Genomic DNA, 12967 nt, shown 5'->3' with positions numbered 1-12967 from the left:
TGATGTGACGGGAAGTTATACTCAGCCTCGCTGATGCCGCATTGGCTGATGTCTCAGTGGGGGTTATGGATGCAGGGCATAGAAGCCGGCCGGGTGGCTGACGCTGCAGTTACGGTGTTACTGGTGGACGATCAGGCGATTATTGGCGAGGCAGTGCGTCGCCTGCTGAGCGCCCAGTCGGGCTTCGCCTTTCATTTTTGTGCTGACGCCGCCCTGGCGCTTGAGACGGCCATCCGGGCGCGCCCGACCGTCATTCTTCAGGATTTGGTCATGCCGCAGACAGACGGCCTGACACTGGTGCAGGCCTATCGCGCCGATCCGGTGACGGCCGCCATTCCTATCATCGTGCTCTCCACCAAGGAAGACCCCAAGGTCAAAAGCGCGGCCTTCGCTGCCGGCGCGAATGACTATCTGGTCAAGCTCCCTGACGCCCTGGAGCTGGTCGCGCGCATCCGTTACCACTCCCGATCCTATCTGGCGCTGCGTGAGCGCGACGAAGCCGCGCGGGCACTGCAGCAAAGCCAGAAACAGTTACTGGAAACCCACCAGGAGCTTCGGGTGCTGCTGGATACCGTGCCGACCGGCATCCTGAAACTGGACGGAACCGGTCGTATCCTGCAGGGAAATTATGCCGCCCAGGCCTTGTTGAAACTGGTCGGCGGGCAGCTGGACGGCCGATCCTTCACCGATATGCTGACGCCGGGGTCGCAAACGGGATTCAGCGAGCGTTTGGCGGAGGCATTGCAGGGGCAGGGCAACAGCACCCGGTACACCGAAGCCGATTTGCGTCAACCGCACGGCGGCAATCTGCCGATTGAATACCTGGTGACGCCGCTGCCCTCTGCCCGGGGCATCGAGTTGAGTCTGGTGATCCGTGACATCACGGAACGCAAGGCGGCAGACCTCGCCAAGAATGAGTTCATCGCCACGGTCAGCCATGAGTTGCGCACACCGCTCACGTCCATCCGCGGCGCTCTTGGTCTGATTCTGGGCGGAAAACTGGGCGAGCTGCCAGAGAAGGCGATGCGCATGCTGGATGTCGCCAACCGTAACAGCGAACGGTTGACCCAGCTGATCAATGACATTCTCGACCTGGAAAAGATCACCACGCGCGGCATGGATTTCAACGTGGTCATGCTAACGGCCGATGGCGCGATGGAAACAGCGGTCGCCGCCAACGAAGGTTACGGTTTGCGCCACGATGTCCGCCTGCGGATTGTGCGTCAGGCGGAAGGCGTGCGGATCCTGGCCGATGAGTTGCGGCTGCAGCAGGTGTTTGCCAACCTGATTTCGAACGCGGTCAAGTACAGCCCGGCCGGGAAAAGCGTGGAACTGGCGGCCGACCTTGAGGGCGACCGGATCCGCTTCAGGATCCGGGATTACGGCCCCGGCATTCCCGAGGAGTTCCGGGAGCGGATTTTCAACCGGTTTTCGCAGGCCAACAGTTCTGATGCCCGCGCCAGGGGCGGAACCGGGCTGGGTTTGAATATTGCGCGCAGTATTGTGGAACAGTTGGGCGGTGAAGTTGGTTTTACCACCTCGGCCGCTGGGACGGAGTTCTCATTCCTGTTGCCGGTCGCCGGGGGTTAGGGGGAGGCTTCTTGCCGTTGCCGAGCCGGGTTTGATAGCCTCATCCGCCATAACGATAAACGTGATAAAACGATAAATTGACAGGGATTGTTGAATCATCCGCAGGCATCCGCCGTGGCGGATTTCAACAACCTTGATAACCCTAACGCTTTCCGACCAATACCGGGCGCCATCGTGAAGAACCTGACCCTGAAACACCGTATTCTGGCCAGCTTTGCCATCATCATTGTGATTCTGGCGGCCGCCGTCCTGTTTATCAGCGTTCGCATGAGCAATGTCGAGCATGACACTGTCCGGGTGAATAACGAGGCCATGCCGGGCCTCTATTACAGCACCCTGATGCGCCAATCGCTGGTGGACAGCTTTATCATGACCCAGGACATGTTTCTGGATATGTCCGTCATGACGCCGGCCCAGGCGGCCGAGTTGCGGGCGCGGTTGAACGACAGCCTCAGGCAACTGGACGAAAACAGCCGTCACTATGAAGTCCTGATTCTCCGTCCGGAGGATCGGCGGCAATTTACAGACTTTCAGCAGACCCGCGAGCGCTATCGCGAAGTCCTTGGCAAGGTGCTGGCCGAGGTGGATGCCGGTCATCCGGCCGATGCCCGGCGGGTGATGGACGAGCGGTTGCATGATGCCTGGAAGACCTGTCGTACCTCGATCAATGGTCTGATCGAAAATAACCGGCTGGAGACAGAGTCGGCGGCCAAGGACATTGCCGGGGCGGTTTACGACACGAAAATGGCGTTGATGGCGGCAGTCGGCGCGGCCATTCTGGCAGCGCTGACATTGGGGTTGCTGCTGATGCGCGCCATTATGGCGCCTATGCAGCAACTGGCGGAGGGACTGGAACGGCTCCGTGACGGTGATCTCACCGTGTGTCTCGAGCTGGGCCGCCGCGATGAATTCCAGGTTCTGGAGGCTGGTTTCAACAGCACGGCCGAGGCGCTGAAGGCCTTGGTGGGCCAAGCGCAGCATTCGGCCATCCAAGTAACGACCTCAGTGACCGAAATAGCCGCCACCGCGCAGGAGCAACAGGCGACCGCTACCGAGACGGCGGCCACCACTTCCGAGATCGGCGCGACTTCCCGCGAAATTGCGGCCACCTCACGGGATCTGGTCCGTACCATGGGCGAGGTGTCCGACGCCGCCGATCAGGCGGCGACGCTGGCCGGTGCAGGGCAGTTGGGGCTGAACCGGATGGAAGACACCATGCAGCAGGTCATTGGCGCGGCGGATCTGGTCAATACCAAGCTGGCCATCCTTAATGAGAAGGCGGGCAACATCAACCAGATGGTGGTGACCATCGTCAAGGTGGCGGATCAGACCAACCTGCTGTCGCTGAATGCCGCCATCGAGGCGGAAAAGGCCGGGGAGTACGGACGGGGCTTTGCGGTGGTGGCGACGGAAGTGCGCCGTCTGGCGGACCAGACCGCCATCGCCACCTACGACATTGAATTGATGGTGCGGGAAATCCAGTCGGCGGTATCGGCGGGCGTCATGGGCATGGACAAGTTCTCCGAGGATGTTCGCCGGGGCATCGCCGAAGTGCAGCAGATTGGCGAACAGCTGAGCCAGATCATCCACCAGGTGCAGGCGCTGGCTCCGCGTGTGCAGATGGTCAACGAAGGCATGCATGCCCAGGCTACCGGCGCGGAACAGATCAACCTGGCCTTGACGCAGCTGAGCGAAGCCACCGGCCAGACCGTGGAGTCGCTGCGTCAGACCAGCTTGTCGATCGAAGAACTCAACCTGATAGCCAATGGCCTGCGTCATGGCGTTGCCCGATTCACCGTCTGACGCCGCGCGGCGTCCGCGACTGTTCCTGCTGTTTTGCCTGGGACAGGACCGCTATGCTCTGGAGGCCGCCGAAGTGGCGGAGGTGCTGCGCCTGTCTCCGCTGAAGCAGTTGCCCGGCGCGCCATCCTGGGTGGCGGGGGTGCTGGCCCATGGCGGCGCGTTGGTGCCTGTCGTGGATCTGACCGCGCGGGTGGGGCTGGGTGACGGCCAGCGCCGGACCAGTACGCGGCTGGCGCTGGTGCACTATCCGTGTGCGGGCGGTGCGGCGCGACTGGGGCTGATTCTGGAGCAGGCGACCGAGACCCTTTACGCCCATCCGGAAGACTTCCAGCCTTATGGCATGGATAACCAGGGCGCGCCCTATCTGGGACCGGTCCTGGCGCATGCGCAGGGCCTGATCCAGCGGGTTACGGTGGATGCCTTGCTGCCCGCGGATGTCCACGCCTTGCTCTTTCCGGACGGAGCGGCGACATCATGAACGTTGATGCCCGGATTACCGGTTTCCTGAAACAGCAGATTGGGCTGGAAGCGGCTTCAATCGGGGCGTCGGCCATCGAGCGCGCCCTGCGGCAGCGCCATGCCGCGACAGCGCTGACCGGCGAGTCCTACGGGCGACGCCTGCAGGACTCCGGAGAGGAGCGGCAAGCCTTGATTGAGGCAGTGGTGGTGCCGGAAACCTGGTTTTTCCGCTATCCCGAATCCTTTACCGCCCTGGCCGGGTTGGCCCGGACACAGCAGGCGGTCCTGGGCCGTCCCCTGCGACTGCTGAGCGCGCCCTGCGCCTCCGGCGAGGAACCCTATTCCATCGCCATGGCGTTGCTGGACGCCGGGCTGGCGCCGTCGCAATTCACGATTGATGCGGTGGACATCAGCCCGCAATTGCTTGCCCGCGCCGAGACGGGTTGTTACGGTCGCAATTCATTCCGGGGTGACGTCGAATCGTTCCGCAGCCGCTATTTTCAGGAAGGGCCGGACGGATTTCATCTGCTGCCGCAGGTGCGGGAACGGGTCCGGTTTCGCCCCGCCAATCTGATGCAGGCCGAGACCCTGGCTGCTGACGTTCCGTATGATTTCGTGTTCTGCCGCAACGTATTGATCTATTTTGACGTGCCCACCCAGGAAGCGGTGCTGCGGACCCTGATCACGTTGCTGCATCACAATGGCAGCCTGTTCGTGGGGCCGGCCGAGGCCAGTCTGCTCAGTCGTCAGGGGTTGCAGCCGCTGGGCGTACCTTTGTCCTTTGCCTTTCGCTTGCCGCCGGATCGTCCGGCGGCGAAGGCAGCCGATCCGGTCCCGAAGCCACAGCGGACGCGACCCTCCATAGCTGCGCCTTCACTCCGCCCGGTCGTGACACCGCTCAAGCGGCCGACAGTTGCGCCGGTGACAGCGGTGGCCCCCGCAGAGGATGCACTGGCTCGCATCGCCGCCCTGGCCAACGCCGGACAGATCAAGGAGGCGCTGGCCGCCTGCCGTGCGCAACTGGAGCGTCAAGGTCCCGGTGCGGCCATTTTCTACTGGTTCGGCCTGTTGCATGACACAGCCGGACGGCAGGCGGAGGCCATGACCTATTACCGCAAGGCGCTCTATCTCGATCCCCGTCATCCGGAAACCTTGGCGCATCTGTCCGCTCTGCTGGCGTCGCAGGGTGACGCTGCCGGCGCCAGACGCCTGCAACAGCGCGCCGCGCGCGGAGGAAATTCATGATGCCGCGCCTGCCGGTCGCGGCCGCGACGGAGATGGCGTCCCTGGACGACTGCTGGAACCGGATCGGCATTCGCGGTGACCGCAGCTGTCCGCAACTGGAGCGTCATGTCCATTGCCATCATTGCGACGTACATGCCGAAGCCGCCAAGCGCATTCTGGACTTGTACCCGCTTTACGGACTGAGCGAAGCGGAGGCGGGCGCAGAGTCTGCCAGGGTGGCTCCGGATGCCGCCGTTGCCAAGGTGCTGATCTTCCGGCTGGGTGAGGAATGGCTGGCGCTGCCGCTGGCCTTGCTGAGCGAAGTCATTCCGGCGGAGGCCATCCATGCCCTGCCACACCGCCGCTCCAGCACTTTGCTGGGAGTGACGAATGTGCATGGTGTGCTGGCGGCTTGCCTGTCGCTGGCGGATATTTTGGGAATCGACCGCCCGGCCACGCCCGTCCCCGGGCGGCGCGGCATTGCCCGCCTGCTGGTGCTGGCTCAGAACGGCGAGGGAGGGGTGGTCTGCCCGGTAGATGAGGTCGACAGCATTCAGGGCATGCCCGTCACCGGACTGGAAGCGTCGGGCGACGGCAAATGCACCCGGGCCTTGTTCCGCTGGAAGGAGCACGGAGTGCGGTTGCTGGATGAGTCACTGCTGTGGCAGGCCATGCGCCGGAGCCTGACATGAATCCGGACCTGATGCGCGATGAGACGATGATGGCGCTGTTCCGGCAGGAGGCGGAAGCGCAGACCGCCGTGCTGGCCCGCGACCTGCTGTTGCTGGAGCGCAATCCGCAACTGGCCGCCGAGTTGGAAGCGTGCATGCGGGCCGCCCACTCCCTCAAGGGGGCGGCGCGGATTGTCGGTCTGGATGCGGGCGTGCGGGTGGCGCACGTGATGGAAGACTGTCTGGTCGCCGCCCAGTCCGGCCGTTTGCGATTGGGCTCCGAGCATATTGATGCCTTGCTGCATGGCGCGGACCTGCTGCTGCATATTGCGGATCCCGTGATGGCCGATGATGCCGGGGGGCAGACCATTGACCGATTTGTGGAGCGGCTGGAGCGCTTCCTGACCGGGGAAGAACCGGTATTGCCTGATAGTGCACGGCCCCTTCCGCCACCGCTTCCAGAGGCTGACCCGGAAAAGGACGAAGCTGCTGAAGCGCGTCTGCCGGAAGTGGGGGAGCGGGTGCTGCGAGTCAGCGCCGAGCATCTGAACCTGTTGCTGGACCTGTCGAGCAAGTCGTTGGTCGAGCTGCGCCAGATCAGGCCGCTGGTGGATGCCCTGGAGCGCTTGCGGCGTCAGCAGGCGACCACCGGGCGTGCGCTGGCGGCGTTACAGGAGGGTTTGCAATCCGACGGATTCGACGCGGCGGGGCAGGCTCGCTTGGCCGATATCCGCCGCCACTGGAGCGAACAGCAGGAGATTTTCACCCGGTCGCTGCAAACGCTGGACGAGTTCAGCTGGCAGGCCGGGCAACGCACCCGCCGCCTGTACGATACTGTCCTTGCCTGCCGCATGCGGCCCTTTGCCGATGTCACGGTCGGGCTGGCGCGCATGGTGCGGGATCTGGGGCGCAGCCTGGGCAAGCAGGTGCGTCTGGAGATCGACGGGGAGTCAACGCCGGTAGACCGGGATGTGCTCACGCGTCTGGAAGCGCCGTTGATGCACCTGCTGCGCAACGCCGTTGACCATGGCATTGAGGGTCCCGACGTCCGTCTGGGGACGGGCAAACCACCCGAGGGGCTGATTGTGCTGCGCGCCAGCCATCGCGCCGACAAGCTGCGCATCGAGCTGGAGGACGATGGCGGCGGTGTCGATCTGAAGGCCTTGCGCCGCACCATTGTCGAGCGGCGGCTGACCAACGCCGACACCGCCGACCGCCTGACCGAAGCGGAGCTGCTGGCGTTCCTGTTCCTGCCGGGGTTCAGCTTGCGCGATGCCGTGACCGAGGTATCGGGACGCGGTGTCGGTCTGGACGCCGTGCATCACGAAATGCGCGAACTGCATGGCTCGGTTCAGGTTTCGCAGCAATCGAACCGGGGTACCCGCTTCGTGCTGGAAATGCCGCTGACCTTGTCGATCGTCCGCAGCTTGGTGGTCGAGATCAGCGGCGAAGCATATGCCTTTCCGCTGGCGCATATCGAACGCATGCAGGATGTGCCCCGTGCCGATATTGTCCAGCTGGACAGCCGCCAGCACTTCTGGCTGCGCGAGACCCCGGTCGGGCTGATTTCCGCGTGCCAGATACTGCAGCGTCCTGATGTCGATCCTGACCGGGACAGTGTGCCGGTGGTTGTGCTTCGTGACCGCGACACCCTGCACGGGCTGGCGGTGGATAAGCTGCTGGGCGAACAGACGCTGGTGGTGGTGCCCCTGGACCCCCGACTGGGCAAGATCCAGGATATTTCCGCGGGCGCGGTGCTGGACAGCGGTGCGCCGGTGCTGATCCTGGATGTGGAAGACCTGCTGCGGTCGGTGGAAAAGCTGGTCAGCGACGGCGGTCTGCATCGGGTGGACCGGCGCGCCGGCGCCTCCGGTCCGGCGGCGCGCAAACGCATCCTGGTCGTCGATGACTCGTTGACGGTGCGCGAACTGGAGCGGAAATTGCTGCAGAACAGGGGGTACCAGGTCAGCGTCGCCGTTGACGGCATGGATGGCTGGAACATGCTGCGCGCCGAGCCGTTTGACCTGCTGGTAACCGATATCGACATGCCGCGCATGAACGGCATCGAGCTGGTAACGCTGGTGCGCCGCGACAGTCGCCTGCAGGCGCTGCCGGTGATGGTGGTGTCATACAAGGACCGCGAAGAGGACCGTCGTCGCGGACTGGATGCCGGAGCGGATTATTATCTGGCCAAGGCCAGTTTTCACGATGAGGCGCTATTGGATGCGGTAGTCGATCTGATCGGGGAGGCCCAGGGATGAAGATTGCAATCGTCAACGACCAGACCATCGCCGTGGAGGCGCTGCGCCGTGCGTTGGCTTTCGATAACGCCCATGAAATCCTGTGGGTGGCCGCCAACGGTGCTCAAGCCGTCGAGAATGCTGTGCGACAGCGCCCCGACATCATCCTGATGGACCTGATGATGCCGGTGATGGACGGGGTCGAGGCCACCCGCCAGATCATGCAGCGCGCACCGTGCGCCATCATCATTGTCACCAGCGACACCAACCGGCAGGTCAGCCGGGTGTTCGAGGCCATGGGGCATGGCGCGCTGGATGCGGTCAACACGCCTGTCGTCGGCGGGGATCGCGCCGCCATCGAACCGCTGCTGCGCAAGATCGGTAATGTCGGCCTGCTGATCGGCCAACTGGAAAAGCGGTCGTCCCCGTCCCCGCTGCGGCGGCGACCCGCGAATATGCTGATTGCAATCGGAGCATCCGCCGGGGGGCCTGCAGCGGTAGCGGCGGTGCTGAAAGGTCTGCCTGCCGGATTTCCGGCGGCGCTGGTGCTGGTACAGCATGTCGATGAAGTGTTCGCGGGCAGCTTGGCGGCCTGGCTGGCCACCCAGTGCGTACTGCCTGTCCGGCTGGCTCGTGAGGGTGAAATCCCCCAGGCCGGAACCGTGCTGGTGGCAGGCACCAATCATCATATCCGACTGACCCTGGGCGGCCGTCTGGCGTATACCCCGGAGCCGGTTCAACAGGTTTATCGCCCGTCCGTGGACGTCTTTTTTGAAAGCGTCGCCCGGTACTGGGAGGGGCCGGCGGTCGGCGTGCTGTTGACCGGTATGGGCCGCGATGGCGCCAAAGGCCTGAAAATGATGCGGCAGTCGGGTTTGCTGACCCTGACCCAGGATGAAAAAACCAGTGCGGTGTATGGCATGCCCAAGGCCGCCGTCGCCATCGATGCGGCCATGGAGGTGTTGCCGTTGGAGCAGATGGCCCCCCGTCTGAACCGCGCCGCCGCCCAGCCCTGAGTGAGTCCGGCTGCCGGGCGCGGGTTTGGTCATGCAAGTTTTTTATAGTATGGAATGCAAACTATTCATTTGATCAATGCTATCGCCGGGGCTTACTCTCGCGGCATCCCTTCACCGCCGCGAGCCTCTGGATCATGGATTTTGCCTACTCCGCCAAAGCGCAGGACTACATCGCCCGCCTGACCGCGTTCATGAATGAACACGTCTATCCCGCCGAAGAAACCTATTTCAAGAGCCTGACCCTCAGCCCCGACCACGGGCAATGGCAACAGCCCGCGATCATGGAAGAGCTGAAGGCCAAGGCGAAGGAAGCCGGTCTGTGGAACCTCTTTCTGCCCAACGAAACCTATGGCGCGGGCCTCAGCAACGCCGACTATGCGCCACTGGCGGAAATCACCGGTACCAGCTTCATCGCCCCGGAAGTATTCAATTGCAGCGCGCCGGACACGGGCAACATGGAAGTGCTGGTGCACTACGGCAACGAGGCGCAAAAGCAGAAGTGGCTGCTGCCGCTGCTGCGCGGCGAGATCCGCTCCGCCTTCTGCATGACCGAGCCGGGCGTGGCCTCCAGCGACGCCACCAACATGCAGGCCACCGCCGTGGTCGATGGCGACGAGGTGGTGTTGAACGGCCGCAAGTGGTGGAGCACCGGCATCGGTCACCCCAACTGCCGGATCCTGATCTTCATGGGCCTGACCGACCCGACCGCCGACAAGCACCGCCAGCATTCGATGGTGCTGGTGCCGCTGGATACGCCGGGCGTCAAGGTCGAGCGAATGCTCACGGTCTTCAACACCTACGACGAGCCTTCTGGCCACGGCGAAGTCAGCTTTACCAATGTGCGCGTGCCGGTGGCCAACATCATCGCCGGGCCGGGGCGCGGTTTTGAAATCGCGCAGGGCCGTCTCGGTCCGGGCCGTATCCACCACTGCATGCGCGCCATCGGCGCGGCCGAGCGGGCGCTGGAACTGTTGTGCCGTCGCGCCGGCACCCGTGTTGCCTTCGGCAAGCCGCTGGCGAAGCTGGGTGGCAATCCCGATATCGTCGCCAACTGCCGCATGGCCATTGAACAGGCGCGGCTGCTGACGCTGAAGGCGGCGTGGATGATGGATACCGTCGGCGTGAAGGGGGCGATGAGCGAGATTTCGCAGATCAAGGTGATTGCCCCGAATGTGGCGCAACAGGTAATCGATGCCGCCATCCAGATCCACGGCGGCGCGGGCCTCAGCGAAGACTTCCCGCTGGCCGCGCTTTACGGCTATGCTCGGGTGCTGCGGCTGGCGGATGGACCGGACGAGGTGCACCGCATGCTGATTGCCAAGCTCGAATACAAGAAACAAATGGCGAAGCTGGGACTGAAATAAGATGGAAGCCAATCTGCTCGACAAGGCCGTGGCGGTGCGCCACGGTGAAGAACTCGATCTCGCCCGTGTGGACGCCTTCCTCAAGGCGAAGATTCCCGGTTTGTCGGGAACGCCGGAACTGGAACAGTTTCCCGGCGGCGCGTCCAACCTGACCTACCTGCTGCGTTACCCCGACCGCGACCTGATTTTGCGGCGGCCGCCCTTTGGCCATCGCGCCAAGTCGGCGCACGACATGCTGCGCGAGGCGAAGATCATGGCGGCGCTGAAGCCGGTCTATCCCTACGTGCCGGACGTGCTGGCCATTTGCGACGACCCCGCCGTGATGGATGCCGATTTCTATGTGATGCAACGCATTCCCGGCATCATCCCGCGCAGCAACCTGCCCAAGGGCATGACCCTGACGCCGGCAGAAACGCGGGCGCTGTGCCTCAGCGTTATCGACAAGCTGATCGAACTGCATCTGGTGGACTACCAGGCGGCCGGGCTGGACACGCTGGGCAAGGGCGGCGGCTATGTGAAGCGCCAGATTGACGGCTGGAGCGACCGCTACCGCAAGGCGCGCACCCCGGACGTCAACGACTTCGAGGCCGTGATGGCCTGGCTGCAGGCGAAAATGCCCGCGCAGGACATCGCCACGACGCTGATCCACAACGATTTCCGCTTCGACAACGTCATCCTCAATCCTGACAACCCGCAGGAAGTGATCGGTGTGCTGGACTGGGAAATGGCGACGCTGGGCGACCCGTTGATGGACCTGGGCAACACCCTGGCCTACTGGGCGCAGGCCGACGACGACGCCACCATGCAACTGATGCGCCGCCAGCCGACGCACCTGCCGGGCATGCTGACCCGCGACGAAGTGGTGGCCTATTACGGCGAAAAGACCGGCTTCAAGGTCGATAATTTCGACTTCTACACCATCTATGGCCTGTTCCGGCTGGCGGCGATTTTGCAGCAGATCTATTACCGTTTCTACCACGGCCAGACCAAGAACCCCGCCTTCGCGCCGTTCGGGCAGATGGTGAATTATCTGGAAAGCCGTTGCCTGCGCCTGATGCAGGAGTCGGCGCTGTAATGGGCGCCATCTATCTCGTCCGCCACGGCCAGGCCAGTTTCGGCGCGGAAAATTACGACCAGCTGTCGCCGTTGGGCATGGAGCAGACCCGCTTGCTGGGTGAATGGCAGCGCGCCTGCGAACTGCCGCTGTCGAAGGTGGTGATCGGTCCGGCGCGGCGGCATGCGCAAAGCGCCGAGCATTTCCAGTCCGGCAGCCAGACCCGCCACGCACCGCTGCTGATCCCCGGCCTCAACGAATTCGACCACGAACAGGTGCTGTACCGTTACCGCCCCGACCTGCGGGAAAAGGCGGCGCTGGCGGCGTATCTGGCGACCACGGCCAACCCGCGCCGCGCCTTCCAGGACCTGTTCGCGGTGGCGGTGGAGCGCTGGCTGAGCGGCGAATTCGACGAGGAATACGCCGAAAGCTGGCCCAGCTTCCAGCAACGCTGCTGGAAGGGCCTGCACCAGATCATCGAGCAGGCGGGGCCGTCGCAGGATATCTGGGTCTTCACCTCCGGCGGGCCGATCACCGCCATCGCCCAGCAATTGCTGACGATTCCCGACAGCCACATCTTCAACCTGAACTGGTCGCTGGTGAACGCGGGCGTCACCCGGCTGCTTTACAGCGGCAATCGCCTCAGCCTCAGCTATCTTAATAACCACGCCCACCTGGAGCAGCATCGCCGGGCGGAACTCGTGACCTATCGCTAAAGGAATGAACCCATGAGTGCAAGCAATCCGTTTGACCTGACCGGCAAGATCGCGCTGGTCACCGGCGCCAGTCGCGGCATCGGCGAAGGCATCGCCCAGATCCTCGCCGCCAACGGCGCGCATGTCATTGTCTCCAGCCGCAAGGTCGAGGCCTGCCAGATGGTGGTGGACGGCATCGTCGCCGCCGGCGGTTCCGCCGAAGCCATGGCGCTGCATATCGGCGAAATGGACCAGATCGAGCACATCTTCAAAGCCATCGAGGCCAAGCACGGCCGCCTTGACATCCTGGTCAACAACGCCGCCACCAATCCGCATTTCGGCCCCATTATCGATACCGATCTGTCCGCCTTCCAGAAGACGGTGGACGTGAATATCCGCGGGTACTTCTTCATGTCGGCGGCGGGCGCGAAGCTGATGGCCAAGCACGGCGGCGGCGCAATCGTCAACGTCGCCTCGGTCAACGGCGTCATTCCCGGCATGTACCAGGGCATCTATTCCATCACCAAGGCTGCCGTCATCTCCATGACGCAGTGCTTCGCCAAGGAATGCGCCAGCATCGGCGTGCGGGTCAACGCCTTGCTGCCCGGCTTCACCGACACCAAATTCGCCTCGGCGCTGGTGAAGAACCCGGTGATCGTGGAAAAGGTGCTGGAACATGTGCCGATGCGCCGCATCGCCGAACCCGAGGAAATGGCCGGATCGGTTCTCTATCTGGTGTCGCCGGCGGGGAGTTATACGACCGGTGTGGCGCTGAATGTCGATGGCGGCTATCTGATCGGCTAAAGAAACCCCCTCTCCCTAACCCTCTCCCCTAAGGGGAGAGGGGACCG

At 63.6% G+C, this 12967-nt stretch carries 11 protein-coding genes; all 11 read left to right on the top strand.

The features are described from left to right. The first annotated feature begins 33 nt into the window (after window positions 1-33). Window positions 34-1590 carry an ATP-binding response regulator gene (locus tag EV700_RS03275; RefSeq protein ID WP_130410913.1) on the top strand — a complete coding sequence of 519 codons (1557 nt, stop codon included), beginning with the start codon at window positions 34-36 and terminating at the stop codon, window positions 1588-1590. Window positions 1591-1764: 174 nt separating this feature from the next. Continuing rightward, complete coding sequence (locus tag EV700_RS03270) at window positions 1765-3393, top strand: methyl-accepting chemotaxis protein (protein WP_130410912.1); 1629 nt, start codon at window positions 1765-1767, stop codon at window positions 3391-3393. Further along, complete coding sequence (locus EV700_RS03265) at window positions 3368-3871, top strand: chemotaxis protein CheW (protein WP_242610175.1); 504 nt, start codon at window positions 3368-3370, stop codon at window positions 3869-3871. The genes EV700_RS03270 and EV700_RS03265 overlap by 26 nt, the downstream gene beginning before the upstream one ends. Then, entirely contained in the window at window positions 3868-5097 is a 1230-nt protein-coding gene (locus tag EV700_RS03260; protein ID WP_130410910.1) for a CheR family methyltransferase, read from the top strand. The genes EV700_RS03265 and EV700_RS03260 overlap by 4 nt, the downstream gene beginning before the upstream one ends. Next, the gene (locus tag EV700_RS03255) at window positions 5094-5768 is read left to right on the top strand and encodes a chemotaxis protein CheW (RefSeq protein WP_130410909.1); all 675 of its coding nucleotides are present in this window, start codon (window positions 5094-5096) and stop codon (window positions 5766-5768) included. The genes EV700_RS03260 and EV700_RS03255 overlap by 4 nt, the downstream gene beginning before the upstream one ends. Further along, window positions 5765-8008, top strand: a complete 2244-nt coding sequence (locus EV700_RS03250) for a hybrid sensor histidine kinase/response regulator (protein WP_130410908.1) — start codon at window positions 5765-5767, stop codon at window positions 8006-8008. The genes EV700_RS03255 and EV700_RS03250 overlap by 4 nt, the downstream gene beginning before the upstream one ends. Continuing rightward, window positions 8005-9003: a chemotaxis response regulator protein-glutamate methylesterase gene (cheB, locus tag EV700_RS03245; RefSeq protein WP_130410907.1), complete on the top strand. Its 999-nt coding sequence runs from the start codon at window positions 8005-8007 to the stop codon at window positions 9001-9003. Before EV700_RS03250 ends, cheB begins: the two co-directional genes overlap by 4 nt. Window positions 9004-9137: 134 nt before the next feature. Continuing rightward, window positions 9138-10367 (top strand): acyl-CoA dehydrogenase family protein, encoded by a 1230-nt coding sequence (locus EV700_RS03240; protein ID WP_130410906.1) that lies wholly within the window; start codon window positions 9138-9140, stop codon window positions 10365-10367. 1 nt (window position 10368) lies between these two features. Further along, window positions 10369-11442, top strand: a complete 1074-nt coding sequence (locus tag EV700_RS03235; protein WP_130410905.1) for a phosphotransferase family protein — start codon at window positions 10369-10371, stop codon at window positions 11440-11442. Then, window positions 11442-12137 carry a histidine phosphatase family protein gene (locus EV700_RS03230; protein WP_130410904.1) on the top strand — a complete coding sequence of 232 codons (696 nt, stop codon included), beginning with the start codon at window positions 11442-11444 and terminating at the stop codon, window positions 12135-12137. Before EV700_RS03235 ends, EV700_RS03230 begins: the two co-directional genes overlap by 1 nt. Before the next feature lie 12 nt (window positions 12138-12149). After that, window positions 12150-12920: an SDR family oxidoreductase gene (locus EV700_RS03225; protein ID WP_130410903.1), complete on the top strand. Its 771-nt coding sequence runs from the start codon at window positions 12150-12152 to the stop codon at window positions 12918-12920. Window positions 12921-12967 lie beyond the last annotated feature (47 nt).

It is taken from the genome of Fluviicoccus keumensis (assembly GCF_004217445.1).
Lineage (GTDB): Bacteria > Pseudomonadota > Gammaproteobacteria > Pseudomonadales > Moraxellaceae > Fluviicoccus > Fluviicoccus keumensis.
The sequence above is the reverse complement of the archived record's forward strand: the minus strand, read 5'-3'. Positions and strand labels throughout refer to the sequence as shown.